We start from the raw sequence: 26,394 nt of genomic DNA on the forward strand, positions 1-26,394 counted from the left end.
CCAACCTGCTGGGCGACGAGGTCGAGCAGTGGTCGAAACTGTCTGGAAAATCCGACGCCCGCCTGCACCTCTACGGCAAGGCCGAGGCGCGCCCGGGCCGCAAGATGGGCCATGTGAACCGGGTGAAGCCGCTCTAGGCTCGACCGACATTTAGCAGAGCCGCTGACGATCACCACACGTCGTCATTTCGGGGCCGCGTAGCGGAACCCGGAACCCAGGGGGCCCGGACTCGGCAGTCTGGGGCGTGGTGGACGGCAGCGTCCGGGCCCCCTGGGTTCCGGGTTCTGTTCCCGGCTACGCCGGCCCCAGTCCCGGAATGACGGTGGAAAGGTGGCTGGCGCCGACACCTGAATGTAAATTGAAGCTAGACCACTTTTGCTTCAGGTCGATTCGACCTGAATCCGAAAAATGGTCCAGAATCATGCTGGAGCGAAATCTGAGCCTTGATGGACTGCGTCCATCAAGACCGATTTCGCTCTAGACCTCCGCCTTCGCCCCATACCGCATCCGGCTCAGCATATCGGTCACCCGCTTCAGCGGCGCGTCGAAATCCTTGCCGGCCTTCCATTTTTCGAAGGCCATGACGTTCTCGATGCGAGCGGCGACAAAGGCGTCCGCTGCGTCCTTGCCGTCGAACCAGCGCAACGTCAGAGCCGGGATCAGGATACCCGACAGAATCGCCCGCTTGGAATAGTGGTTCCAGTCGGTCGCCGTGTCCCCGGCCCAGTGCCAAAGATGGTCCGCGCTCTCCCACGCCAGCTTCAGCCCCAGGTCAGCGTTCATCGGCAGGGCCAGAAAGGCGGCGCAGCGTCGGGTGGCCGCCAGATCGGCGGCGCCGGCCTCCATCCGGGCCGAGACGGCACGAGAGATGCGCTCACGCATCTTCAACGCGGCGGGTTCGACCTCGGCCAGCGCCTGCATCGCCCGATCGTCGTGCCGTCGCGACAGCAGGGCCGCCAGATCGCGCGCTCCGTTGGGCAGCAGCAGTTCCTCGTCGCCCCGCGACAGGCCGTTGGCCTCGCAGGCGGCCCTGACCATGCGACCGTTCCAGCCGAGGACGGGCGCGGACTGGATGGCCACGTCCAGCACGGACTGCTCCATCTGGTCGGCCCAGTCACCCTGGGGCGCGTCGTTCGACAGGTGTGGCGCGTCGGTCATGGCGAGAGGATAAGCCCGTCCGGGCCTCGGCGCGAGCCTCAACAAAGGCCGCGACGATCTGGACATGGCGGGGGGCTTGGTGTATCGGCACGCCTTCGCTCGGAGGGCTGTCGTCCCCGGGCCGATTTTTATTTGTCTGCCCGTCTCCCTTTCGAGGGGCGCGGCGGGCGGCCAAAGGAGAGTTCAACCTGGTACAGATTTTCGTTCGCGATAATAACGTCGATCAAGCGCTGAAGGCCCTGAAGAAGAAAATGCAGCGCGAAGGCAGCTTCCGCGAGATGAAGCGCCACGTGCACTACGAGAAGCCCTCGGAGAAGCGCGCCCGCCAGAAGGCCGAGGCCGTTCGCCGCGCCCGCAAGCTGGCCCGCAAGCGCATGCAGCGCGAAGGCCTGCTGCCGCCGCCGAAGCCCCGCGTGCCGGGCGTGGGTGGTCCGGGCGGCGGCAACCGCTCCTAAGCGAACGCGACGCCAGACAGATCAAGGGCCGTTCCGGAAAACCGGAGCGGCCCTTTTCGTTTCGGTCTCCTCCCCACTTGTGGGGAGGTGGCGCGGCGCGGCTTGCGCCGTGACGGAGGGGGCGACGCGGGCGGAGGCCCGTGGATCGCCAATCCCCTGTCACCGGATCGCCCCCTCCGTCTCGCCGGCTATCGCCGTCGAGCCACCTCCCCATGAAATGGGGAGGAGACGCCGTTCCTACTTCCCCCCGCCTCTGATCGCCCGGGCGAAGCTCTTCCAGTTCAGCTTCACATCCGACAGCGCCCCGGCCCGGAAGGCGCGGCCGGCGATCCAGACCATCAGCAGGGCGAAGGCGAACATGCCGGCCATGGCGCCGATGATCTCGATCAGCGGTGGCTCGGAAGGCAGGCGGGCGATCATCAGGAACGGGGTGAACAAGGGAACCCACGACATGATCTGCACCACCGGCGCGTCAGGTGTCCGCAAGGCCAGCTGCATGACCAGCAGCGGCACGACCAGGATCATCATGATCGGCCCCATCAGGGTCTGGGCGTCCCGCGGCGTCTCGCAGAAGGCGCCGATCGCGGCGAAGAGAACCGCATACATCAGATAGCCTCCCGCCATGAACACCGCGAAATAGGCCAGCATCCCGCCGCTCAGCAGTATCTGCCCGACATCGACAGCGCGTTCGGGCGCAAAGAATATCAGCGCCGCCGCGCCCATCCCGCCCCATGCGGCCATCACCGTCAGGGTCAGCAGCGCCACGCCGAACACCTTGCCCGCCAGGATTTCGGTCGCCGAGGCCGATGACAACAGCACCTCGAGGATCTTGTTGGATTTTTCTTCCATCACGCTGTTGAGCAGGATGGAGGCGCCGGTGATGATCAGCGACCACAACAGAAACCCTGCCCCCAGGCCGATGAAGACAGGCGCGCGGTCACGGAACGATATCTCTCCGCCCGTGACCGATTTCGGCGAAAACGCCGTCACGTCCGGATCGAAGGCCTCGGTCCGGTCGACGATCCCGGCGTCAATGCCGGCGCTCTCCAGGACCGATTTGCGGTTGGCGGACTTGAGCGCCGCCGTGACGACGGTCTCGATCCTGTCGTCGGTCGCGCGCGAGGTCCAGATGCGGGCACCAGGCTCGCCCCCCTCACGGGTCAGGAACACGACGGCGTCGATCTGGTCAGCCTTGGGACGATCTGCGGCAAGGTAATCCCGCGCAGCCGTTTGCTGAGCCGTGCCCGGGGCTGCGGTGCCTATGGCGGCGGGCGTTTCGACGATGCGTACCCGCTCACCGGACACCGAGCTTGCGGTGTCCTGAGCCGCCGGGCCGCCGAGACCGCCCGTGGTTCTGGAGACCGCTTCGACGGCTTCTCGTTCGTTCCGCGCGCGGCGCGCACCGTCCTCGGCCAGCGCGGACCGAACCGCCGCCGCCAGCCCGACGGCCTGTGGACCGTCTTCGACAACCGCGATGACACGGGTCGTCTCGGACGAACCGGCCAGCAAGCTTACGCCACCGCCCAGAACCGCAAACAGAGGCAGGGCCAGCAATGACAGCCAGAAGCCGACGGTCTTGGCATAGGCGGCGTATTCGCGTCGCGCGATCAGCAGGGTGCGGTTCATCGGGCGGACTCCGCGCGGGCCGGTTTGACCGACTGGTCCTGGTCCGGATTGTCTCCGGTCAGGCCGATAAAGGCGTCATGCAGACTGGGTTCGCGCAACTCAAACCGCCGCACGTCCAGACCGCCCAGGAAGGCCGCCTTCAGCGCCTCCTGTCCCTTGCCGCCCTTACCCAGGGCCGCCTTCAGCACCCGGACACCGTCGATCTCGGACACGATCTCGACGCCGCTGACGCCCGGCAGGGCCGCCGCCTGTGCCGCCTCGATGGCACCCTCCAGCTCGAGGAACCGCTTCGAGGTGGCGCGCGCCTCGGTGACCGTGCCCTCGAACGCCTTCTGGCCGCGCGCCAGCAGCACGACCTTGTCGCACAGACGCTCGGCGTGCTGCATCACATGGGTCGAGAACAGCACCGTCGCGCCGTCCGTCGCCAGTTGGCGGATGACCGCCTCCAGACCCTGCTGATTGACCGGGTCGAGGCCGGAGAACGGCTCGTCCAGGATCACGAACTCCGGCCGGTGCACGATTGAGGCGATCAGCTGAACCTTCTGGGCCATCCCCTTGGACAGCTCCTTCATCTTCTTGTTCCTGAACGCGCCGAGGCCCTGGGCTTCCAGCAGTTCGCGGGCGCGGCGGCGGCCCTCGCCCGTCGGCAGGCCCTTCAGCGATCCGAAGAAGGCGATGGCGTCGACCGGCGTCATCTTCTTGTAGAGGCCGCGCTCTTCCGGAAGGAAGCCGATGCGGTCGCGGACCTTGCGGCCGTCGTCGGAGCCGAGGATGTCGATGCGTCCCGACGTCGCCGACTGCAGACCCAGGATCATGCGGATGGTCGAGGTCTTGCCCGCGCCGTTTGGTCCCAGGAAGCCGCAGATCGAGCCCTTCTCGACCTGAAAGCTCAGGTCGCGCACGGCCTGGAACTCGCCGTAGCGCTTGTGGAGTGCCTCGAGCGTCAATGCCGCCGTCATCGTCTGTCCAACCTTGCAGCCCCGTCTGTGTCCAGTGGTAAGTATGTAAAGGATGTTTGACAACGGGCAGTGCGCCGCATCGACGCCCCTTTGTCATGAATTCCGTGTCATGTATCGCGGGATACGAGTCGCGCACCCCCGCATTGGAAGCGTGAATGCCCTACGAAGTCGCCCCATCGCCCGTTGCGCCCCAGGCCGGTTCACGCCTGTGGACCGCCGGGGCCAGCGCGGGGATCGCCATCGCGGTCCTGTTGGGGTTGGCCGTGACCCGGCCGGAGCACCTCTCTTCCTATTTGATCGGCGGTGCCGTTTTGATCGGCCTGGCGACATGGGCCGTCAACCGACGCCCCGCAGAAATCGCAACAGGCGGAGGCGGCGCTGCGATCCTGGCCGAAGCGGCGTCAGAGGAAAGGATTGACGCCATTCTGCTGGACAGTCTGTTCGAGGCGTTGAGCGATCCCGTGCTGGTCGTTTCGGGCGGCGAGATGGACGACATCGCCGGCCGCCGCGTGGTTCTGGCCAATACCGCGGCGCGCGATCTGCTCCGCATAAACCGCGAGGGGGCGCTGCTGGTGTCCGCCCTCCGCGAGCCTGCGGTGCTGGAGGCGGTGGACGAGGCTTTGTTCGGGGGCATTTCGCGCACGACGGACTATGCCGGCGTCGGGGCCCAGACCCGCCACTGGCGCGCCCTGACGCGGCCCCTGCCCTCGCCCGAGCACAGCACCCTGGCGCTTGTCGTGCTGCGGGACGAGACGGATGTGCGACGCATGGAGCTGATGCGCGTCGACTTCCTGGCCAACGCCAGCCACGAGCTGCGCACCCCGCTGGCGTCGCTCTCGGGTTTCATAGAGACCCTGAAGGGCCATGCCCGCGACGATCCCAAGGCGCGCGATCGTTTTCTCGACATCATGGCGGCCCAGGCAGACCGGATGAGCCGCCTGGTGTCCGACCTGCTGTCGCTGAGCCGCATCGAGTTGAACGAGCACATACCACCGTCCGGCCGGGTCGATCTGGCGCGCGCCACGGCCGACGTGGTCGATGCCGTCAGCGTGCTGTCGGCCGAACGCGACGTGGTCGTGATCATCGAAGACAAGGACGCCATGGCACCGGTGCACGGCGACCGTGATGAAATCCTGCAGGTGGTCCAGAATCTTGTCGACAACGCGATCAAATATTCGCCGCCCGGACAGTCCGTTGAGATTGTCGTCCGACCCGACATCACCCTGGAAGAAGCGTCCGCGCCCTGGTCGGGCGGCAGTCGTGGCGAGGGGGCGACGCGCCTGCCCCTGCTGACGCCCGATCGCGAACCCGGCCAGCGTTACGCCGCCGTCAGCGTGCGCGATCACGGACCGGGTCTGGCGCGCGAGCACCTGCCGCGCCTGACGGAGCGATTCTATCGCGTCGAGGGCCAGAAGAGTGGCGAACGGCACGGCACCGGCCTGGGCCTGGCCATCGTCAAACACATCGTCAATCGTCATCGCGGCGGGCTGACGGTGGAGAGCGCGCCGGGCCAGGGCGCGATGTTCGTCGCCTATTTTCCGGTGGCGGCCAGAAAGCCCGCCACGACGGCTCCGTGACGCCGGGCTGACGGAGGGCCTTACGCCGTAACAGAACTGTCACGCCGCCGTCTTAATCCGCTGACCATTCCGGGGCAGGTTCCGCGCCGGGGCTGACCGGGTGACCGGCGCGTTCCGATTCTCCTGTCCCGGACCTTCATGACCTGGCTCTTCCTGCCGCTTCTGATCGCCGCAGCGCTCGCCGCCTATGTCGGCGCGCGTTCGCTCGCGCGTCGGCGTGGCGAGGGTCAACGCCCTCATTCGCGTCCGGGTCAGCACGGGGCGTACGCCCTGATCTGGACGCTGATCCCCGCGCTGGTCGTGCTCCTCGCCGCCGGCATCGCGTCCGGGCCGCTTGAGCTTCAGCTGACGGCCAACGGCGCGCCCGAAGTGGTGAGCCAACTCGAGCCCTTCCGGCGCGAGGCCTTCTTCGCCGACGCCCGCGCCGTCGGCGCCGGACGCGACGCCGTCCAGATCTGGCCCGCGCCCTATGCGGAACTGCTGCCCGCCGAGGGCCGTCGCGCCGCCCGCATCGAACAGATGCTGGGCCTTGGAAGCATCGTCATCGCCACCTTGGCGGCATTGCTGGGCGGGTTGTTCGTCTTCAGCCAGATCCGCCCCGGCATGCGCGCCCGCAACCGCGTGGAAGGCTGGATCGTCGGTGCCCTCTTCACCTGTTCGGTCGTGGCCATCCTGACCACCGTCGGCATCATCGCCTCGCTGGTCTTTGATTCGATCCGCTTCTTCGCGTCCGTGCCGATCGCCGAATTCCTGTTCGGGACGCAGTGGAGTCCGCAGACCGCCATTCGCGCCGACCAGATCGGCTCGACCGGCGCGTTCGGCGCTTTGCCGCTGTTCGCCGGCACCTTCCTGATCATGCTGATCGCCATGACGGTCGCCGCCCCGATCGGCCTGTTCGCCGCCATTTATCTGTCGGAGTACGCGGGGCCGACGTTCCGCGCCGTGGTCAAGCCGGTGCTGGAAATCCTCGCGGGCGTGCCGACCGTGGTCTACGGTTTCTTCGCCGCTCTGACGGTCGGACCGGCGTTTCGGGTCTTCTTCAACGAGATCGGTGCCTTTCTGGTCGGCGGGCCGCTGGACGGGCTCGGCCAGTATCTGATGCTGGTCCAGAACCAGATGGCGCTGGTCGCCGGTATGGTCATGGGAATCATGTTAATTCCCTTCGTCAGCTCGCTGTCGGACGACATCATCAACGCCGTGCCCCAATCCCTGCGCGACGGCTCCTACGCCATGGGCGCGACCAAGTCCGAGACGGTCAAGCGTGTCCTGTTGCCCGCCGCCCTGCCCGGCGTGGCGGGCGCCATGCTGCTGGCCATGTCGCGGGCCATCGGCGAGACCATGATCGTGACCATGGCCGCCGGCCTCGCCGCCAACCTGACGCTGAACCCACTGGACACCGTCACCACGGTGACCGTCCAGATCGTGACCCTGCTGACCGGCGACCAGGAGTTCAACAGCACCAAGACCCTGTCGGCGTTCGGCCTGGGCCTGACCCTGTTCCTGGTCACCCTGGTCCTGAACATCATCGCCCAGCGCATCGTCCAGACCTATCGGCAACAATATGACTGACGCGCCCCCAACCCAGTCCGGTGCCATGAGCGCCGAAGAGGCCGTACGCGTCGATCGCCTGCGCTCGGGGCTAAAGCGGCGCTATGCCCGCGAAAGCCGTTTCAAGCTCTATGGCCTTCTGGCCATCGGCGTGGCCGTCGGCTTCCTGCTGCTGCTGCTGGGTCGCATCATTGATCAGGGCCACACGGCCTTCTACGCCCATACGATGACCTTGCCGGTCTATATGGACCCCGCCCGGGTCGATCGCGCCTATCCGCAAGGCACCAATTTCGAGCAACTGGTCGCCGAGCAACACCTCGCCCGCCTTGGCATCGTCGACGATGCGGCGGGCTCAAAGGCGACCGCCATGCGCGGCCTGTTCTCGACCGAGCTGAAGTTCGTCGCCGCCGAGCGCATCCAGCAACAGCCGAGCCTGATCGGCCAGACCCTCACCATCGCCGCTCCGGTTTCCGACGACGCCGATCTGTATTTCAAGGATGAGATCAGTCGCTCGACCCCGGCCGACCAGCGCCGTCTGTCGGACGAGCAGATCGACTGGCTGGATCGCATGCAGGCGGATGGTCAGGTGACCGCCAAGTTCAACAGCGCCCTGTTCACCAACGGGGACTCGACCGAACCCGAACTGGCGGGCGTCCTCGGCGCAGTCGTCGGATCAGCCCTGATGCTGCTGGTCACGGCCTGCATCGCCATTCCGCTGGGCGTCGGCGCGGCCGTGTATCTGGAAGAGTTCGCGCCCAAGGGGCGGATCACCGACCTGATCGAGGTGAACATCAACAATCTGGCCGCCGTGCCGTCGATCATCTACGGCCTGCTGGGCCTGGCTCTGTTTATCAACTGGATGAATCTGCCACGCGCTTCGCCGATCGTCGGCGGGCTGGTGCTGGCGCTGATGGCCCTGCCGACCATCATCATCGCCACCCGCTCGTCCTTGAAGGCCGTGCCGCCTTCGATCCGCGAGGCCGCCCTGGCCATGGGCGCGTCCAGGACCCAGACCGTGTTCCAGCACACCCTGCCCCTGGCCATGCCGGGCGTGATGACGGGTGCCATCATCTCCATGGCCCACGCCTTGGGCGAGACGGCCCCGCTGTTGTTGATCGGCATGGTCAGCTTCGTTCCCGGCGTGCCGCACAGCCTGGTCGAACCGACCGGCGCCCTGCCCTCGCTGGTTTATATCTGGGAGAATGCCTCGGAACGCGCGTTCCACGAACGCACCGCCGCGGCCATCATGGTTCTCCTCACCTTCATGATTGTCATGAACGCCGCTGCGATCGTGCTGCGCCGGCGCTTCGAGCGCCGGTGGTAAGACAATGAAGTTTAACATTTTCCGCGCCCCAGAAGGCAATGACGGCGGGTCCGGCGACCCGACGGCGACGCCCCGCATGGGCGGACAGGTCCTGCCTGGTGCGGCACCCGAGCGTCGCCACGAATCCATTCTCGCCCCCAGCGATCAGGCACCCCGGGACGGCGAGCCGGCTCTCCCGCCGACGATGGCCGCGCCCAAACCCACCGCGACCACCGGCGGCCCTGTCGGCCCGACCAAGATCGCCGCGCGCGACGTCTCGGTTTTCTACGGCGGCAAACAGGCGCTCTTCGACGTCTCGCTGGACATCCCGGACAAGACGGTCACCGCCCTGATCGGCCCGTCCGGCTGCGGCAAATCCACCTTCCTGCGGACCATGAACCGCATGAACGACACCATCCCCGGGGCCAGGACCAGCGGCCGGATCGAGATGGACGGCGAGGACGTCAACGCCCGTTCGGTCGATCCCGTCCTGCTGCGCGCGCGCGTCGGCATGGTCTTCCAGAAGCCGAACCCCTTCCCCAAGTCGATCTACGAAAACGTCGCTTACGGACCCAAGATTCACGGCCTGGCTTCGACCAAATCCGAGCTGGACGTCGTCGTCGAGGCCTCGCTGAAGCGCGCGGGCCTGTGGGAAGAGGTCGCCGACCGCCTGCATTCCCCCGGCACCGGCCTGTCGGGCGGTCAGCAGCAGCGGCTGGTCATCGCCCGCGCCATCGCGGTTGAGCCCGAAGTCATCCTGATGGACGAGCCCTGCTCGGCCCTGGACCCCATCGCGACGGCCAAGATCGAGGAACTGATCGACGAGCTGCGCGAGCGCTATTGCATCGTCATCGTCACCCACTCCATGGCCCAGGCTGCGCGCGTCAGCCAGCGCACGGCCTTCTTCCACATGGGTCGCCTGATTGAGACCGGGCCGACCGAGGACATCTTCACCAATCCGCGGGAACGTCGCACGCTTGACTACATCACCGGCCGATTCGGCTAGGATGACGACTGAATGAACCAGCACACTGTCAAGGCGTATGGGGACGAGCTGAACCAGCTGACAGCCGAGGTCGCCCGCATGGGCGGTCTGGCCGAGGCCCAGGTCGCCGACGCCGTCGACAGCGTCGCCCGTCGCGACGTGGCGCTGGCCCGCGCCGTGGTTGAGCGCGACGCGCGGCTGGACGCCATGCATCGCGACATCGAAAAAAAGGCTATCCGCCTGATCGCCCTGCGCCAGCCCGTGGCGTCGGACCTGCGCCGCACGCTGTCGGCCATGAAGCTGGCGGTCGATCTGGAGCGAACCGGCGATCTGGCCAAGAACATCGCCAAGCGCGGCCTGATCCTGGCGGAGGGCGAGCCGATGCAGCCCCTGACCCGTTCCATCGAGCGGATGGGCAAGCTGGTGTCGATGCGGCTGCGCGATGTGCTGGACGCCTATTCCGCCGCCGAGGTCGATCGCGCCATCGGCGTCTGGAGCACCGACGACGAGGTTGACGAGCATTACAACAGCCTGTTCCGCGAACTCCTGACCTACATGATGGGCGACCCGCGCACCATCACGGCGGGAACCCACCTGCTCTTCATGGCCAAGAACCTCGAGCGGATCGGTGACCACGCGACCAACATCGCCGAGACCATTCACTATGAGATCACCGGCGACGAACTGACGGGGGAACGTCCCCGCTGGACGCCGGCCCCCGGCGAGGCAGACGTCATGATGCCGCGCGCCGAGCCCAAATAGACGCCCCCGACGAGCCCGGAGAGTTTCAAGTGCAGCCTTATGTTCTGGTGATGGAAGACGAGGACGCGTTGGCGACCCTTCTTCAGTACAACCTCGAAAAGGAAGGCTACCGTGTCGTGGTCGCCGCTGACGGCGAGGAAGGCATGCTGCAGATCGACGAGCGGCTGCCCGACCTGGTCCTGCTGGACTGGATGCTGCCCAAGCTGTCAGGCATCGAGGTCTGCCGTCGCATCCGCGGCAAGTCCGAAACCCGCAACCTGCCGATCATCATGCTGACCGCGCGAGGCGAGGAGACGGACCGCGTGCGCGGACTGGACACCGGTGCCGACGATTACATGACGAAGCCCTTCTCGATGACGGAGTTGATCGCCCGCATCCGGGCGGTGCTGCGCCGGATCCGTCCGGGCCTGGCCGACGACCGCATCAACCACGGCGACATCGTCATCGACCGTGTCGCGCACCGCGTCCGCCGCGCGGGCTCCGAGATTCACCTCGGCCCCACCGAATTCCGCCTGCTCAACCACTTCATGCAGCATCCGGGCCGGGTGTTCAGCCGCGAACAACTGCTGGACGCCGTCTGGGGCTCGGACGTCTACGTCGAGGCGCGCACCGTGGACGTCCACGTCGGCCGCCTGCGCAAGGCGCTGAACATCGACGGCACGGTCAACCCGATCCGCACGGTGCGATCGGCGGGGTATTCGCTGGATCTCGGGGGCTGAGGCTCCACCGCTGTCGTCATCCCGGCGAAGGCCGGGACCCGCCATAGTCGGTCCGCGCGCGCTATGGTCGGCCACCACAGGATCTGGAGAGATCGCTGCTCTTTCTTCTGTGCCACCGCGTACCATGCGCCTTTGGAAAGAGTTTGTGCCGCCGTTACGTCAGGAACGCGCCGACCACGTTCGCGCGGACGAGTTTCAACAAGGCTACTCAAGCCGCGTCGATGGCCATCACCCATCTCGGGCTTCGTCGGCTGGCCTTCGGCGAACGGTGCAAGACCGTTGTGCCCTTATGGGGCATGGAGGAGCCTTTGACGGCCACCACGGCACCCGTTGCTGCCCGATGGATCGCCCCGGCAAGGGGATCGACAGTCCATTCAGTGCCGGTGCCGCGATAGGTGGTCAGAAACCGCAGGGTGTTGGCGTCCTGGTGAAAGCGCGGGCAGCTGCGTTCGACGGCCGTCTCCAACCGGACCCGCCACGCCGAGCCGGTCGCGCGCGCAAACAGACTGCCGACAATGCCGATGTCCGCCGTCAGCCAGTCCGGCAGACAGCCCAGTTCGTCCGGCGTTGGGCGCGCTGATTCCGGAAAGCTGTCCATCAGGCATGGATTGGGTCGCTCCCACACGACAAGCCGAACGGCCGGATCGCAGAGCCGGTCCAGGATCGAGGGGTGGTTTCCGATGGCGATCGAGGGGTCGGTCACGAGGATTCTGGCCTGGGCTTGTGATGTTATACCATAACATCTAGAGCAAAGATCGATCCCCTGTCGAGGCCCACCATGAACAAACTGCCCGTCACCGTGCTTTCCGGCTTTCTCGGAGCCGGAAAGACCAGCCTGCTGAACCACATCCTGTCCAACCGCGACGGCAAGCGGGTCGCCGTGATCGTCAACGACATGAGCGAGGTCAACATCGACGCCGCCTTGGTCCGCGCCGGCGGCGGCTCCGACCTGTCGCGCACCGACGAAAAGCTGATCGAGATGTCCAACGGCTGCATCTGCTGCACCCTGCGCGAAGACCTGCTGATCGAGGTCGGCAAGCTGGCTCGCGAGGGTCGGTTCGACTATCTGCTGATCGAATCCACCGGCATTTCCGAGCCTATGCCGGTCGCCGCGACCTTCGATTTCCGGGACGAGGACGGGTTCAGCCTGGCCGATCTCGCGACCGTCGATACCATGGTTACGGTGGTGGACGCCTTCAACTTCTACACTGACTACCCGTCCACGGACCTGTTGAAAACGCGGGGCGAGCACCTGGGTGAGGATGACGAGCGCACCGTCGCCGACCTGCTGATCGACCAAATCGAGTTCGCCGACGTCATCGTGCTGAACAAGACCGACCTGTTGTCGAAGGAAAGCCTGACCACCCTGTCGGCCATGATGGGCCAGTTGAACCCGCGCGCCAAAGTCGTCCATGCCGTGCGCGGTGCCGTGCCCCTGGATCAGGTCATGGGCACCGGTCTGTTCGACATGGACCTGGCCGAGAACTCCGCCGGCTGGCAGACGGCCCTGCGCGGCGAGGTCACGCCAGAGACCGAGGAATACGGTGTCTCGACCTGGGTCTACAAGGCGAGGAAACCCTTCCACCCGCAGCGCCTGTTCGACGTGATGCGTCAGGAGTGGCCCGGCGTCTGGCGCTCCAAGGGCTTCTTCTGGCTCGCGACGCGCATGGCCTATGTCGGTGGCTGGAGCCAGGCCGGGGCGGTCACCGAACATCAGTGGGGCGGCCTCTGGTGGGCCTCGGCTCCCAAGGAACGCTGGCCCGATGACAATCCCGATTGGCTGGCCGCGCTGGAGCGGACCTGGCGTCAGCCCTACGGCGACCGCCGTCAGGAGATCGTCCTGATCGGAAAGGACATGGACAAGGCCGCCCTTACCGAGATGTTCGACAAGGCATTGCTGACCCGGTTCGAGATGGAACGCGGCATCGAGGGCTGGAGAAAACTGCCCGATCCTTTCCCGCATTGGGGACCGGTCGCGGAGGCGGCGTGAGCAGCCTACGATCCAGTCATCTTGAACCAGTCCTTGGTCAAGGGAGATTTTGCTTCGGGCTGATACGTGTCAGTGACGATGGCGCTTTCTCTGCCAGTTCAGCAGATGCGCCGTCGCGAGCAAAAAGCTGCCGGACACGGTGACCCAAGTCTCATCCGCCTCCGTGGGCCAGCCCAGAACACCTGCGAACAAGGCCGCGATACCCAGTATGGCCAAGATCAACGGACCCACGCCCAACCCGTAACGCGATGGCCGCGACAGGGCGATCATCGACACCGGCGCAGCCATCGCGACGAAGGCCCAATGCACCCATTCAGCTTCAGCCCAGGCACCGAGCAGAGGCAGACTGGCGGCCAACAATGGGAGAGCCAGGCAATGGACCACGCAGAGTCCGGCCAGACCCATGGCCGCCATGTCGAAAGATCCGGACCGCACTGTTGTCATCTCCAAACCTCGTCCTGTTCTCGCCATATGTTACTTTATAACATCCGACGCAAGAGCGGGTTGCGGTGATGATGCGATTGTCAACAGATCGACCGACGGAGGCCTTGGCGGATGCCGCGCGGCTGAGCACTCACGGCCTGATCGTGGGTCGAACCGCGCGGGCGGCGGCGACCGCATCAACCACGGCGACATCGTCATCGACCGTGTCGCGCACCGCGTCCGCCGCGCGGGCTCGGAGATTCACCTCGGCCCCACCGAATTCCGCCTGCTCGACCACTTCATGCAGCATCCGAGCCGGGTGTTCAGCCGCGAACAACTGCTGGACGCCGTCTGGGGCTCGGACGTCTACGTCGAGGCGCGCACCGTGGACGTCCACGTCGGCCGCCTGCGCAAGGCTTTGAACGTCGAGGGCACGGTCAACCCGATCCGCACGGTGCGATCGGCGGGGTATTCGCTGGATCTCGGGGCTGAGGTCCTGACTTCACATGGCGCGCTGACGCGTTAGGGTCTGTGCTCACCCGATGGAGCCCGCCCATGCGCCGCCGAACCTTTCTCTCGACCCTGCCCGCCGGTGCCCTCCTGGCCGGTGCGGGTGCCGCGAAAGCCGGGGCCGCACCCGCCGCCCCTCCCCACCAGACCCAACCCACAGACCCCTACGCCGGCGTCGGTCCCGGCAATCGCAACAGCGGCGTCCAGTTCGTCAGTCGCTCGACCGTGTGGGGTGCGAACGGGGCCGCCGCCACGGCCCATCCGCGCGCGACGCTGATCGGCATCGACACCCTGAGGCGCGGGGGATCGGCCATCGACGCGGCCATCGCCATCAATGCGGCCCTCGGCTTTCTCGAGCCGACCGGCAACGGCATCGGCGGCGACGCCTACTGCATGCTGTGGGACCCGGCCCAGCGGAAGGTCGTGGGCTTAAACGGCTCAGGAAACAGTCCCCTCGCGTTGTCTCTGGAGACCGCTCGGTCGAGGAAGGCGGCCGACGGATATCTGCCCAGAGTCGGGGCCGTCACCGTCAACGTCCCCGGCACGGTCGACGCCTGGTGGAGCGCGCATCAGCGCTATGGCAAGCTGCCGTGGAAGGACGTGCTGCTGCCCGTCGCCGAGCTGTGCGAGGAGGGCGTGCCCATGCCCCAGCTGATCGCCTGGTATCTGCAGCGGAACATGGCCGGCTTCGACCGGTCTGCCGCGATCATCGAGGAAAACGACAACCGAAAGAGGGTCTATGCCCCCGATGGTCGCACCCCCGCCGTCGGCGAGGTCTTCGCCAATCCTGACCTCGGCCGCACCTATCGCCTGATCGCCGAGGGCGGACGCGACGCCTTCTATGACGGGCCAATCGCCGATCACATCGATCGCTATTTCCGCCGCATCGGCGGCTGGATGACCCGCGCCGATCTGGCCGCCCATTCGACAGAATGGGTCGAGCCGATCCGTACCGACTATCGCGGCGTCGACGTCTATGGGCTGGGCCCCAACACCCAGGGCCTGTCGACCAACCAGATCCTCAATATCTGCGAGCGGTTCGACCTCAAGGGTATGGGCTTCCAGTCCGCCGCCTCGATCCACCACCAGGCCGAAGCCAAGCGGCTGGCCTTCGAGGACCGGGCCAGATGGTTCGCCGATGACCGATTCAGCAAGACCCCGGTCGAATGGCTGAACTCCAAGGCCTATGCCGCCGAACGCGCCGCCCTGATCCGCCCCGACCGCGTCATGGACCGCGTCTTCCCCGGCGACGCTCCGACGCAAGGCGACACCACCTATTTCAGCGTCGCCGACAAGGACGGCATGATGGTCAGCTGGATCCAGTCCAACTATCGCGGCATGGGCTCGGGCCTCGTACCCGACGGCCCCGACGGCTCGACCCTCGGCTTCATGTTCCAGGACCGGGGCGAGCTGTTCGCCCTGACCGACGGTCATCCCAATATCTATGCGCCGGGCAAACGGCCCTTCCAGACGATCATCCCGGGCTTCGCCTGCCGGAACGGCGAACCCTGGATGGCGATGGGCGTGATGGGTGGCGGCATGCAGCCGCAGGGTCAGGCCCAGATCATCATCAACATGGTCGACTACGGCCTGGACCCGCAGGAAGCCGGCGACAGCCCGCGCTGGCAGCACGAGGGCTCGTCCGAACCCACCGGCCGCCTGGCCGAGGGCGTCGGCGTTCTGCGCCTGGAAACGGGCGTTCCGGCGGCGTCGAAGGCCCAGCTCGAGGCCATGGGCTGGGTCCTCGGCGGTCCCAACGGCGGCTTCGGCGGCTATCAGAACGTGGTGCGCCAGGTGAACGGTCGCGGCCCCTGGACCTATGGCGCGGCCACCGAGATGCGCAAGGACGGGATCGCACTGGCCTACTGAGGTGCCCCCCAGGTGCCGCTTCAGAAGTCTTACTTTGTGTGGTAAGACTTTTTCATGCGCATCACCTCCAAGGGCCAGGTCACCATCCCCATCGCCATCCGGGAGCGCGCCGGCCTGTTGCCGCACACCGAAGTGGAATGGGTCATGGAGGGCGGCAAGGTCGTGCTCAAACCGGCCGACGGTCTGACACGAGGACAAAGCGTGGTCGCTCGCCTGCGCGGAACCGCCACAAACAAGTCTATGACTACGGACGAGATCATGGAGATGACCCGTGGTCCCTACAACGATCTCGAAGGCGTAGCTGTCACCGGCGTGCACGAAGCGCCAATGCGGTTCGACAGGGAATGAGGCCGATCCTGGTCGACAGCAATGTCATCCTGGACATCGCCATCGCTACCAGCCCTTGGCGCGAATGGTCTGAAGCAGCGCTGAAAAAGGGCGCCGAGGACCGACTGCTCATCATCAATCCGATGATTTATGCCGAGGTCTCGGTCGGATTTCTTGAGATCGCTGAGGTCGACGCCCTTGTGGACGAAACCGGGCTGACGCGCGAGGACCTTCCATGGAGCGCGGCGTTTCTGGCGGGCAAGGCATTCAAGCGGTACCGGAGCGAGGGCGGCGAGCGCCACTCCCCCCTCCCCGACTTCTTCATCGGCGCACATGCGACCGTGCGGCGCTATACCCTGCTGACCCGCGACGCCCGGCGCTATCGCTCCTATTTCCCGAGCGTGGACCTGATCTGCCCGGACAGCGACTGAGCCCGTGCCTCAGTCTGCCGTGATCTCCTCCGGTTCCAGCTCATAGACGGTCGCGCAATATTCGCAGGTCACGCGGATCTTGCCGTCGGCCTCGACCATCTCGGCCCGATCTTCCGGGTTGAACGAGGTCAGAACCCCGGCGATCCGGTCGCGCGAACAGCGGCACTGGGCGACCAGCGCCCGCGCATCCTCAAGCCGCACCCCGTCCTCGTGGAACAGGCGGAACAGCAGCGTCTCGGGTGTGATCGTCGGGTCCAGCAGGTCGTCGTCGGCCAGCGTCTGGAACAGCGCCCGTGACCGGTCCCACGCCTCCTCGGTCGAGCCGCGCGCGTCGTCCCCGGCGATCAGCTGGATCAGTGCCCCACCGGCCCGCCAGCCCACGCCCGCGTCGGTCACCACCGAGCCGACGGCCAGCCGCACCCTGGTCGGGATCTGCTCGGACTGCTGGAAATAGTGCTCAGCCGCCAAAGACAGGCTCTCGCCCTCGATCGGCGTGATTCCCTGCGTCCGCTCGAAATCCGGCCCGCGGTCCACCGTCATGACGAACACCCCCTGCCCCAGCAGCGAGCGCGCGCCCGGGCGGGCAAAGCCCTGCGACGCCGCCGCCACCGCCTCTTCATCGAATCGGCAATAGCCGCGCATGTGGCCCCGGGTATCGTAATCGGCGACGACATAGCGCACCGGACCGTCGCCCTGCGCCTGTACGATCAGCCGGCCTTCGAACTTCAGGCTGGAGCCGACCAGCGCCGCCAGTGCGCAGGCCTCGCCCAGCAGGGCGGCGACCGGCTCGGGATAGGCGTGGGCCGACAGGATGGCGTCGATCGTCTCCCCCAGACGCACCAGCCGCCCGCGCACGGGCCAGCCCTCGATCTGGAAGGCGGCGGCCAGATCGTCGGCGGGGGCGGACGGCGCGGCGGGGTCGTGCGCGTGATCGGTCACGGCGGTCCTCGAATGGCGGATGTGCGAAAGCGCCGCTAGATAGGCTCCCGTATCGCGAATGGTAAGGCCTGCATGCTAAAGCAGGAACCGGCGGGGTTTCGATCCCGTTCCAGATGGCCCGAACTGACCGCGCGGAACCGGCGATTTCATGACCAAACCCAGCTTCAAGCCCCTCAGTAAACAGGCCATCGTCATCACCGGGGCGACCTCCGGGATCGGCTTGTCCGTGGCGCGCCGGGCGGCCAGGGCGGGGGCCTGCGTCTTCCTGATCGCGCGCGGCGAGAACGACCTGAAGGCGCTTTGCGAGGAGTTGCAGGCCACCGGCGCGCGCGCGGCCTGGGCCGTCGCCGACGTCGCCGACCATGCCGCCCTGAGCGAGGCGGCCGACAAATGCCAACGCCTGTTCGGGGGCTTCGACACCTGGATCAACAATGCCGGCGTCTCTATCTACGGCACGATTAGCCAGACGACGCTGGAGGACCAGCGGCGGCTGTTCGAGACCAACTACTGGGGCGTCGTCAACGGCTCTCTGGTCGCGGCGGAGCATCTGCGGAAGCGGTACGGCGGCGGGGCCATCATCAACATCGGCTCGACCCTGTCCGACGCGCCCATTCCCGTTCAGGGCGTCTATTCGGCGTCAAAACACGCGGTGAAGGGCTTCACCAACGCGCTTCGCATGGAATTGATGCGCGAGAAGGCGTCGATCACCGTTTCGCTGGTCAAGCCCTCGGCCGTCGACACGCCCTACAGCAAGCACGCCCGAAACCTGACGGGTTACGCCGTCCAGAATCCGCAGCCGGTCTATGCGACCCATGTGGTGGCGGACACCATCCTGTATTGCGCGACCCATCCGATCCGGGAAATCACCGTCGGTGGCGGTGGCCGACTGATCGCCAGTTTCTACGCGGCCATGCCGGGTCTGGCGGAACCACTTCTGGCCCGGTTCGCTCCTAGCCTCATGCGGGACAGGCGTTCCGCCTATCAGCCGTATGAGGACGGGCTTTATGACCCGACCGAGGACGGCCTCGACGAAGAGGTCTATTACCCCATGGTTCGCCAGTTCTCCGCCCTCGCCGAAGTCCGCAAACATCCAGGCATCACCGGCGGCGTCGTCGCCATCCTGGCCGGGGTCGGCCTCGCCGCCCTGTTGCTGAACCAGCGCTCCGGCCCGACGCGTTACGAGCGCCTTCGCGGACGCATCGACCCACGCGGCTGGATCGATACGGGTGCCCTGCGCGACCGGTTCGGCGATCTGGCCGAAACTGTGCGCCACGGCCTGTCCGACGCTGGCGACCGCGCCTCGGACTTCAGCGATGACGCCCGCCATCGCGGCGAGCGTCTGGTGCAAGACGCCCGACATTCCTCGCGCAAGGCATTGAAGAGGCACGGCAAGACCGCCCGACGTTATGCCCATGACGCCGGAGTCTATGCCAAGGACCACGCCCGGGAAGGCGGCGCCCTTCTGGCCATCGCCACCGTCGCAGCGGTCGTGGGCGCGGCGGCGCTGGACGCCCGACGCCCCGACAGCCGCCTGCGCAACCTCGGCAAGTTCTAGGTCTGGCGCTCCTGGACCATTGCTGCGTCTGCGAAGGTCGGCCAAGGTCGCGGCATGAGTGACACGCCGACCTACGTCTTCGACTTCGATTCGACCTTGGTGGATTTCGAGACTCTCGAGGCCTTGGCCGAGCGCGTCCTGGCCGATGCGCCCGACGCGGCGGAACGCCGGGCCGAGATCGCGCGGCTGACGGGTCAGGCCATGGCCGGCGATGTCGCCTTCGATGAAGCCCTGCGCCGCCGACTGGCCTTGCTGCCGCTCAAGCGCGCTGATCTGGAGGCGCTGGCCGCCACTGCTGTCGGCCGGCTTACCGCGTCGGTTGCCCGCAACCGCGCGTTCTTTCGCCAGCATGCCGACCGGATCGCCATAGTCTCGGGCGGCTTTCGCGAGGTCATCGCCCCCGTAGCCGCCCAACTGGGCGTCAAGCCGGAACGCTTGCTCTGCAACGACCTGACCTATGACGACGAGGGCCGCGTCACCGGCGTCGATCCGTCGAACCCGCTGAGCCGTCAGGGCGGCAAGGTCGAGGCGCTGAAGGCGCTGGCCCTGCCCGGCCCCGTGGTCATGGTCGGCGACGGCTGGACCGACGCGGAGGTGAAACAGGCCGGCGTGGCGGACCGCTTCTATGCCTTCACCGAGATCACACGGCGCGAGCGGGTGGTCGCAGCCGCTGACGCCGAGGTCCGTTCGCTGGACGAACTGCTGCACCTCGAAGGCGTCGCCGGACGTTGGTCCTATCCCCGCAGCCGGATGAGGATGCTGCTGCTCGAGAACATCCATCCCGCCGCCGTCGACCGGCTGGAAGCCGCCGGATACGCCGTGGAAAGCCTCAAGGGCGCACTCGACGAAGACGCCCTGATCGCGCGCATCGCCGGGGTCCATGTACTGGGCGTTCGGTCCAAGACCCGGGTCAGCGCCCGGGTGCTTGCGGCGGCCGACAAGCTGATGGCCGTCGCCGCCTTCTGCATCGGCGTCAACCAGATCGACCTGGACGCGGCCGCCGACCAGGGCGTCGCCGTCTTCAACGCCCCCTATTCCAACACGCGCTCGGTCGTCGAGCTGGCCGTCGGCCTGACCATAGCCCTGCTGCGCGATTTCACCGACAAGTCCGCGGCCATGCACTGCGGCGAGTGGAACAAGTCCGCCACCGGCGCGCGCGAATTGCGCGGCAAGACGCTGGGCATCGTCGGCTACGGGGCCATCGGCTCGCAGCTGTCGGTGCTGGCCGAAGGGCTTGGTATGCGTGTGATCTTCCACGACCTGACCGAGCGGCTGGCGCTGGGCAATGCGCGCCGGATGCCGTCGTTGGCGGCCCTGCTGGCCGAAAGCGACGTGGTCAGCCTGCATGTGGACGGGCGGGCGGAGAATGCGGGCCTGATCGGGGCGGCCGAGCTCTCACGCATGAAGCCGGGTGCCCTGCTGTTGAACCTGTCGCGCGGGCATGTCGCGGATATCGGGGCGCTGGCCCAGGCCTTGGGGTCAGGCCGCATCGGCGGGGCGGCGCTGGACGTCTTTCCGGACGAGCCCGCGACCAACGCCGAGCCGTTCGACAGCCCCCTGCGTGGCCTGAAGAACGTCATCCTGACGCCCCATATCGGGGGCTCGACCGAAGAGGCTCAGGAGGCCATCGGCGAATTCGCGGCCGAGCGCCTGCTGGCATATCTGAACCGGGGCGACACCACCTTTTGCGTCAACCTGCCGAACGTGCAGCTGGCCGAGGTCTCGGGCGCGCACCGCATCCTGCACATCCACCGCAACCAGCCCGGCGTGCTGGCCGAACTGAACCGCGCCGTCGCGAGCGCGGGTCTGAATATCTTGGGACAACATCTGAAGACGGACGAACGCTCCGGCTACGTCATCACCGACGTCGATCGCGACTACGATCCGGATTCGCTCCGCGCGCTGAAGAGTGTTGCCGGAACGCTGCGATTTCGAATGCTGCACTGAAAGCTTCCCCGGCGGCATCTTGCGCCCACGCAAAAGCGGCGCAGAGTGCCACATAACGGTCGCATCATGACGGCCGAGGGAGGTTCATCGATGTCTCGTTTCCTGCGCAACGCCTGCTCGGCCGCACTGGTCGTGGCCGCCTTGGCGGCCGCCACCAGCGCCGCTCAGGCCCAGACCTACAATCGCCTGGTCGTGTTCGGCGACAGTCTGAGCGACAACGGCAACCTGTTTGCCGCGACCGGCAACACACAGCCGACGTCGCCGCCTAATTTCCAGGGCCGGTTCTCGAACGGTCCGGTGTTCACTGAATTGCTGGGCTTCAACGCCGGCCGCTCGGCCGCCGGTGCCCCCGTCACAGGCAGCATCAACTACGCCTACGGCGGTTCGCGGACGGACTCATCGGCCTTCCCGCCCGGGATGCGCAACCAACTGCTGGCCTATACGAGCGCCGGCGGCACCTTCCGCTCAACCGATCTGGTCAGCATCCTCGGCGGCGCCAACAACATCTTCCAGGGCCTGCCCGCCGCCGGTGCCTCGAGCAACCCGGTCGGTGCCATTACTCCAGTCGTCCTCTCGGCGGCGACGGACCTAAACTTCATTGTCAACAGCGTCGCCGGCGCCGGTGCCGGCACCATTCTGGTCGGCAACATTCCCAGCCTTGGAAACGCCCCGGCGTTTCGCGGTACGGCTGCCGCTCCACTGGCCGAGTTTGCCGGCACATCGTTCAACAACGCCCTGCTCAGCGGACTGATGACCACGGCTGCAGCCCGGCCCGGGACCAACATCATCCTGTTCGATATCTTCAAGATCGGCACCACCCTCGCCGCCAATCCGACGGCCTTCGGTCTGACCAATGTAACGGACGCCTGCTTCATCGGCGGAATAGTCTGCGCCACGCCCAGCACCTTCCTGTTCTGGGACGGCGTGCATCCGACCGCCGCGGGCCACCAGTTGATCGCCAGGCTGGCCAACGACTACCTCTACTACGGCGACATTGGAGCTCAATCGACCGTGCAGGGCGAGACCGGCTTCCGCCAGCGCGAAGACCTGCTGGACCTGTCCAGCGAGCATCTCTCGGGACGCGCTGCCTGGCAGGAGGGCACGCGCATGACCTTCGGCGTCATCGCCGACAGTGTCGAAACCGACGCTCGTGGCGTGGTTGCGGCGGCGGACGCAACCGGCTGGGGTGGCCGTGTCGGCCTTGATCATGTCATGTCAGACAGCATGCGCTTCGGCCTCGCCGGCACGTTCCGGACGGCCGAAGTCGAGGCGGGTGCCATGGCCTTCGACGTCCAGACCTATGCCTTGGACTTCTACGCCGGCTGGCGGTCCGGAAACCTGTTCATGAACGCCACGGCGGGCGGGTCGATCGACCAGTATGACGACATTACCCGCGTCACGGCTCTGGCCCCCATCGTCCATACGGGCGAGACCGACGGCGGCAGCCTGGGTGCCCGGCTCCAGGGCGGCCTGTGGTTCGACATGGGCGGCATCGCCCTGTCGCCCCGCGCTGCGGTCAACTTCGTCTCCACGGACGTCAACGGCTATGTCGAACAGGGCGTCGCCGCCCAGTACGCCTATCAGGATCGCACGCTCAAGGGGGCCAGCGGCGAGGTCTCGCTTCGCGCTGAAGGCGGCGGCGACGGCGTCGGCTTCTGGGTCGAAGGCGGTTATCGCGACTCCTTCAGCGACGGCAACGACGCAGTTCGGGTCGGCATCGCCGCCAATCCCGCCCAGATCCTGCAACGCGACTTCGAGGATCCGTTCGGCGGTTCCCTGATCGCCTCGGCCGGGGTCGAGGCCCAGGTCGGGCCGGGCCGATTGTCGTTCGGTTATCGCGGTCGCTTCGGTGACGCGGCTGACAGCCACGTGGGCGCGATCACCTTCAAACTGCCGCTCTAGGCGCACTGAACCCAGCCTGAGCGAGGGCGCGCGGCTTCGGGCGCGCGCCCTTTCGCTTGGTTCCCGCCTGCGACGAACTGCCACCCCCTGGCGCCCCAAAGTCGCCCCGGCCACCCCCGACAAGGCGACCTCACCAGACGTCAACGACCTTCGCGCATTCGCGGCTCCCCGGCGTCTCAAATCCCCGCTCATCCGAGCCAAGACGGAGCTGACGCCGCCCATGCGACGCCTGTTGCCGACCGCCCGGTCGTTTCTGTTTCATTCTGGCCAGGGTGCCGCCTGGGGCGCGGTCGCCGTGCTCGCCATGGCCGCCGCCCCGCTGACGTCGGGACCCGCGCCGAACGACGGCGCGTTAGCCGTGCCCGAAGCGCCGCCGATGACCGCGGTCGCCGAGCCGGCCGGTCCAGTCACCCGCCTGATCGCCTTTGAAATGCCTGTGAAGGGCCATGGCATAAACTCGCCCTTCGGCATGCGGCGTCTTCGGGCCGAGGCCGCCGCGCGTCGTCACGAAGGCGTGGACATCGCCGCTCCGCAGGGCACCAGCGTCTTTTCATCCGCCGAAGGCCGCGTTCTGCGCACCGGTTACGATGCGGCGGGTTACGGCCGCTTCGTCGAGATTCGCCACCCGAACGGCATGACGACCCTGTACGCCCATCTCAGCCGCATCGACGTGGCCTCGGGCGAGACCGTAGATGCCGGCCTTCGCATCGGTCTGGTCGGTTCCACCGGTCGGTCCACCGGGCCCCATCTGCATTTCGAGGTTCGGCGCGGCGAGCGGCAGGTCAATCCGGTGAACGTGGCCGGCCACACTTTTGAGGTCGGCGCCGCCACCACCTGAACCTGAATTCGGGTTCAGCCCCACGGTTTCTTCACCTCTTTGCGCCATGGTCGCGCGCATAGGGGGCCTTTTTGGACCAGATCCTGTATTCCATCACGACCGAGCATGACGCCCGCTGGCTGGTAGCCGCGGGGATGATCTGTCTCCTCGGGTTGGCGACAGCCCTGAATTTGCTTGCCGCCGCCCGGCTTCAGACGGGTTCCAGGCGACGAGACGGCATTGTTCTTGCGGCCTTCATCTCGGGCCTGGCGGTGTTCACCACCCATTTCGTCGCCCTGCACGGCTATCAGCCCGACCAGCAGATCAGCTACGCCGTTTGGCCGACCGTCGGCTCATTCGCCCTCGCTCTCGGCAGTTTCGGCCTGGCCGCCGGAACCGTGATGGCGCGCCCGACCCGCCTGTATCGCACCCTCTCAAGCGCGGTTGCGCTGGCAGGGGTCGCGGGCATGCATTTTTTCGGCATCTCCGGCCTGCGGCTGGGCGGTGCCATCAGCTGGCATCCCGACATGGCCGCGCTTGCGATCGGCGGAGGCCTCGTCCTGGCCTTGATCAGCGGCGGAATCGTCTATGGACCCGGACTGCGGCGCAGACTGGCGACCGCACTGGGTGGCACCCTCGCGGTGGGCTTCCTGCATTTCACGGCCATGAGCGCCATGGTGATCGCCTCGCGACCTCAGGTCGACACGGCCCTGACGGTCTCCGGCGCGGTCATGACGGGCGTGATCGTGGCCATGGCTCTGGCGATCGCCGGCGTCGCCGGCGTGATCGGCTGGATGATTTGGGCCTCGCATTCAGGCGCCCTCAAGCGGTTGCGCGAGGCGATCGACGCCATGCCGGAAGGTTTGGCATTCTATGACGCCGAGGACCGGCTGGTGCTTTGGAACCAACGTTACGACGAGCTGAATCCTGAGCTGTCGTCCAACCTTCAGGTCGGCATGACCTTCCGCGAGATCATCCAGATCGGCCTGAGCGAGGGTCTGTACGCCGAGGCGCGCGGGCGAGAGGACGAATGGGTATCGGAGCGGCTGGACTGCAGGCGCGCCCTGTCGAACACCGTCGAGCAAAGGATCGCGGGCGGTCGCTGGCTGCGGGTCTCGGAACGGCGCACCGCGGCGGGCGGCATCGTCACCGTCTGTACCGACATCACCGATCTGAAGAACGCCGCCGGAGCTCTGGCAGAGGCGCGCGACGCCGCAGAATCGGCCAACACAGCCAAGAGCCAGTTCCTGGCCAATATGAGTCATGAGATCCGCACCCCCCTGAACGGTGTCATCGGCCTGGCCCAGGCGTTGGCAAAGACCGAGCTGTCCTACCGGCAAGCCGAGATGCTGGAGTTGATACAGTCGTCCGGGCAGACGCTGCAGGTACTTCTGAGCGACATACTGGACCTCGCGCGCGTCGAGTCCGGCCGGATGGAACTGGCCGAGGACGTCTTCGATCTGGGGCGCGCGGTACGAGAAGCCGCCCAACTGTATGAAGCCACGGCCCAGGCCAAGGGGCTCCAGTTCTTCGTGGAGATCGCGCCCGAGGCTGACTGCTGGATCGTCGGCGACATGGTTCGCCTGAAGCAGATCCTGACCAACCTTGTGTCCAACGCCGTCAAATTCACCGGCGCGGGCTTCGTCAGCCTGACCGTCGCCGCGGGGCCTGACCGGGACGGCCTGAAAACCCTGCGGTTCTCCGTCGAGGACACGGGCATCGGCTTCGATTCCGACGCCCGGGGACGCCTGTTCTCCCGATTTGAACAGGCTGACGGGGCCATCACTCGTCGCTTTGGCGGCTCTGGCCTCGGCCTAGCCATTTCGCGCCAGCTGGCCGACATCATGGGCGGCGATCTGGACTGCGAAAGCGAGACGGGCGGCGGCTCGGCCTTCATCCTGACGCTGCCCTTCCGCCCGACCGTGGCACCGGCGATCGCCCAGCCGCTACCGGTCTGCGTCGATGTGGCCGACCGGCCGGCCGTCCGGGTGCTGATGGCCGACGATCACCCCGTGAACCGCAAGGTGGTGGAGATGATCCTGGGCCAGATCGACGTGATCCTGACCTCCGTCGAGGACGGCGCCCAGGCGCTGGCCGCCGCCAGGGACTCGGTCTTCGACATCATCCTGATGGACATGCAGATGCCCGTGATGGACGGTCTGGCCGCCACCCGGGAGATCCGCCTGCACGAGGCGGTGATGGGTCTGGAGCGGACGCCCATCGTCATGCTGACGGCCAACGCCCTGTCCGAACATATCGCTGCCGCCGAGGCGGCCGGCGCGGATCGTCACATGGCCAAGCCCTTCGAAGCCGCCGAACTCATCGACCTCGTGGTCAACCTGCCCGAAGCCGGCCGGCGCATCGCCGCCTGACGCCTATTCGTAGCCGTGCGCCGCCTCGTTGATGACCTGCGAGGGCATGGACGAGAAATCGACGCTGACCGGCTGGGCCGCCTTGGCGCGGAAGGTCTTGATCACATGCTCAAGGCGGCGACGCACCTCGCGCTCGGAATCGGTTCCGGTGTCCAGGTTCAGGGGTGCCAGACAGAAATCGATGATGGCCGTGGGGCTGTTCAGGGGTTGCATGGTCTCT

Annotated in this window: 23 protein-coding genes and 3 pseudogenes; 19 read left to right on the plus strand and 7 right to left on the minus strand. The window is 66.7% G+C overall.

The features are described from left to right. Positions 1-137 (plus strand): annotated as a pseudogene (locus tag ACESMO_RS06245) (5-(carboxyamino)imidazole ribonucleotide synthase); the annotation flags it as partial. A 340-nt stretch (positions 138-477) separates the two neighbouring features. Here the strand turns inward: ACESMO_RS06245 and ACESMO_RS06250 are convergent. Continuing rightward, the gene (locus ACESMO_RS06250; protein ID WP_372707307.1) at positions 478-1,158 is read right to left on the minus strand and encodes a COQ9 family protein; all 681 of its coding nucleotides are present in this window, start codon (positions 1,156-1,158) and stop codon (positions 478-480) included. A gap of 188 nt (positions 1,159-1,346) precedes the next feature. Between ACESMO_RS06250 and rpsU the strand changes: the two genes are divergently transcribed. Next, entirely contained in the window at positions 1,347-1,613 is a 267-nt protein-coding gene (gene rpsU / locus ACESMO_RS06255) for a 30S ribosomal protein S21 (RefSeq protein WP_305304291.1), read from the plus strand. Between the two features lie 237 nt (positions 1,614-1,850). Here the strand turns inward: rpsU and ACESMO_RS06260 are convergent, their stop codons facing one another. Together ACESMO_RS06260 and ACESMO_RS06265 are read right to left on the minus strand one after the other, a co-directional pair. Continuing rightward, a complete protein-coding gene (locus ACESMO_RS06260) occupies positions 1,851-3,239 on the minus strand; it encodes an ABC transporter permease (RefSeq protein ID WP_372707308.1) in 1,389 nt (462 codons plus the stop codon). Next, on the minus strand, positions 3,236-4,198 hold the full coding sequence (locus ACESMO_RS06265; protein WP_372707309.1) for an ABC transporter ATP-binding protein: 963 nt from the start codon (positions 4,196-4,198) through the stop codon (positions 3,236-3,238). Before ACESMO_RS06265 ends, ACESMO_RS06260 begins: the two co-directional genes overlap by 4 nt. Before the next feature lie 155 nt (positions 4,199-4,353). On the opposite strand from ACESMO_RS06265, the gene ACESMO_RS06270 reads away from it, so the two are divergent. From ACESMO_RS06270 to phoB, 6 genes are all read left to right on the plus strand, one after another. Continuing rightward, on the plus strand, positions 4,354-5,775 hold the full coding sequence (locus tag ACESMO_RS06270; protein ID WP_372707310.1) for a sensor histidine kinase: 1,422 nt from the start codon (positions 4,354-4,356) through the stop codon (positions 5,773-5,775). Between the two features lie 138 nt (positions 5,776-5,913). Further along, entirely contained in the window at positions 5,914-7,344 is a 1,431-nt protein-coding gene (pstC, locus tag ACESMO_RS06275; RefSeq protein WP_372707311.1) for a phosphate ABC transporter permease subunit PstC, read from the plus strand. Next, complete coding sequence (gene pstA / locus ACESMO_RS06280; protein ID WP_372707312.1) at positions 7,337-8,647, plus strand: phosphate ABC transporter permease PstA; 1,311 nt, start codon at positions 7,337-7,339, stop codon at positions 8,645-8,647. The genes pstC and pstA overlap by 8 nt, the downstream gene beginning before the upstream one ends. 76 nt (positions 8,648-8,723) lie before the next feature. After that, a complete protein-coding gene (gene pstB, locus ACESMO_RS06285) occupies positions 8,724-9,632 on the plus strand; it encodes a phosphate ABC transporter ATP-binding protein PstB (RefSeq protein WP_372707345.1) in 909 nt (302 codons plus the stop codon). 12 nt (positions 9,633-9,644) lie between these two features. After that, positions 9,645-10,373 carry a phosphate signaling complex protein PhoU gene (gene phoU / locus ACESMO_RS06290; protein WP_372707313.1) on the plus strand — a complete coding sequence of 243 codons (729 nt, stop codon included), beginning with the start codon at positions 9,645-9,647 and terminating at the stop codon, positions 10,371-10,373. A 29-nt stretch (positions 10,374-10,402) separates the two neighbouring features. Continuing rightward, positions 10,403-11,092, plus strand: coding sequence for a phosphate regulon transcriptional regulator PhoB (phoB, locus tag ACESMO_RS06295; RefSeq protein ID WP_372707314.1), 690 nt, complete (start codon positions 10,403-10,405; stop codon positions 11,090-11,092). 208 nt (positions 11,093-11,300) lie between these two features. Here phoB and ACESMO_RS06300 read toward each other — a convergent pair whose 3' ends face one another. Next, the gene (locus ACESMO_RS06300; RefSeq protein WP_372707315.1) at positions 11,301-11,795 is read right to left on the minus strand and encodes a DUF1826 domain-containing protein; all 495 of its coding nucleotides are present in this window, start codon (positions 11,793-11,795) and stop codon (positions 11,301-11,303) included. Positions 11,796-11,870: 75 nt separating this feature from the next. Between ACESMO_RS06300 and zigA the strand changes: the two genes are divergently transcribed. Next, a complete protein-coding gene (gene zigA, locus ACESMO_RS06305) occupies positions 11,871-13,082 on the plus strand; it encodes a zinc metallochaperone GTPase ZigA (RefSeq protein ID WP_372707316.1) in 1,212 nt (403 codons plus the stop codon). A 69-nt stretch (positions 13,083-13,151) separates the two neighbouring features. Here zigA and ACESMO_RS06310 read toward each other — a convergent pair whose 3' ends face one another. Next, complete coding sequence (locus ACESMO_RS06310; RefSeq protein WP_372707317.1) at positions 13,152-13,496, minus strand: MerC domain-containing protein; 345 nt, start codon at positions 13,494-13,496, stop codon at positions 13,152-13,154. 199 nt (positions 13,497-13,695) lie between these two features. On the opposite strand from ACESMO_RS06310, the pseudogene ACESMO_RS06315 reads away from it, so the two are divergent. The 4 genes and pseudogenes from ACESMO_RS06315 to ACESMO_RS06330 form a co-directional block, all read left to right on the plus strand. After that, positions 13,696-14,031 (plus strand): annotated as a pseudogene (locus ACESMO_RS06315) (winged helix-turn-helix domain-containing protein); the annotation flags it as partial. A gap of 29 nt (positions 14,032-14,060) precedes the next feature. After that, the gene (locus ACESMO_RS06320) at positions 14,061-15,884 is read left to right on the plus strand and encodes a gamma-glutamyltransferase family protein (RefSeq protein ID WP_372707318.1); all 1,824 of its coding nucleotides are present in this window, start codon (positions 14,061-14,063) and stop codon (positions 15,882-15,884) included. 54 nt (positions 15,885-15,938) lie between these two features. Further along, positions 15,939-16,232, plus strand: coding sequence for an AbrB/MazE/SpoVT family DNA-binding domain-containing protein (locus ACESMO_RS06325; protein ID WP_372707319.1), 294 nt, complete (start codon positions 15,939-15,941; stop codon positions 16,230-16,232). Next, positions 16,229-16,642: a type II toxin-antitoxin system VapC family toxin gene (locus tag ACESMO_RS06330; protein ID WP_372707320.1), complete on the plus strand. Its 414-nt coding sequence runs from the start codon at positions 16,229-16,231 to the stop codon at positions 16,640-16,642. Before ACESMO_RS06325 ends, ACESMO_RS06330 begins: the two co-directional genes overlap by 4 nt. Before the next feature lie 9 nt (positions 16,643-16,651). Here the strand turns inward: ACESMO_RS06330 and ACESMO_RS06335 are convergent, their stop codons facing one another. Continuing rightward, positions 16,652-17,581, minus strand: a complete 930-nt coding sequence (locus tag ACESMO_RS06335; protein ID WP_372707321.1) for an Hsp33 family molecular chaperone — start codon at positions 17,579-17,581, stop codon at positions 16,652-16,654. Between the two features lie 148 nt (positions 17,582-17,729). On the opposite strand from ACESMO_RS06335, the gene ACESMO_RS06340 reads away from it, so the two are divergent. The 6 genes and pseudogenes from ACESMO_RS06340 (at position 17,730) to ACESMO_RS06365 (ending at position 26,174) form a co-directional block, all read left to right on the plus strand. Then, positions 17,730-19,136, plus strand: a complete 1,407-nt coding sequence (locus ACESMO_RS06340) for an SDR family oxidoreductase (RefSeq protein ID WP_372707322.1) — start codon at positions 17,730-17,732, stop codon at positions 19,134-19,136. A gap of 54 nt (positions 19,137-19,190) precedes the next feature. After that, positions 19,191-19,718: pseudogene (locus ACESMO_RS06345) on the plus strand (HAD family hydrolase); the annotation flags it as partial. Positions 19,719-19,838: 120 nt separating this feature from the next. Next, positions 19,839-21,083, plus strand: a complete 1,245-nt coding sequence (serA, locus tag ACESMO_RS06350; RefSeq protein ID WP_372707346.1) for a phosphoglycerate dehydrogenase — start codon at positions 19,839-19,841, stop codon at positions 21,081-21,083. A 90-nt stretch (positions 21,084-21,173) separates the two neighbouring features. Beyond that, positions 21,174-22,985, plus strand: a complete 1,812-nt coding sequence (locus tag ACESMO_RS06355; protein WP_372707323.1) for an autotransporter domain-containing protein — start codon at positions 21,174-21,176, stop codon at positions 22,983-22,985. 220 nt (positions 22,986-23,205) lie between these two features. After that, entirely contained in the window at positions 23,206-23,823 is a 618-nt protein-coding gene (locus tag ACESMO_RS06360; protein ID WP_372707324.1) for a M23 family metallopeptidase, read from the plus strand. Positions 23,824-23,894: 71 nt separating this feature from the next. Next, a complete protein-coding gene (locus ACESMO_RS06365; RefSeq protein ID WP_372707325.1) occupies positions 23,895-26,174 on the plus strand; it encodes an ATP-binding protein in 2,280 nt (759 codons plus the stop codon). Positions 26,175-26,177: 3 nt separating this feature from the next. On the opposite strand, the gene ACESMO_RS06370 is transcribed toward ACESMO_RS06365, so the two are convergent. Beyond that, entirely contained in the window at positions 26,178-26,387 is a 210-nt protein-coding gene (locus ACESMO_RS06370) for a hypothetical protein (protein ID WP_372707326.1), read from the minus strand. Positions 26,388-26,394 lie beyond the last annotated feature (7 nt).

The sequence above is a fragment of the Brevundimonas sp. genome (assembly GCF_041688735.1).
Taxonomy (GTDB): Bacteria; Pseudomonadota; Alphaproteobacteria; order Caulobacterales; family Caulobacteraceae; genus Brevundimonas.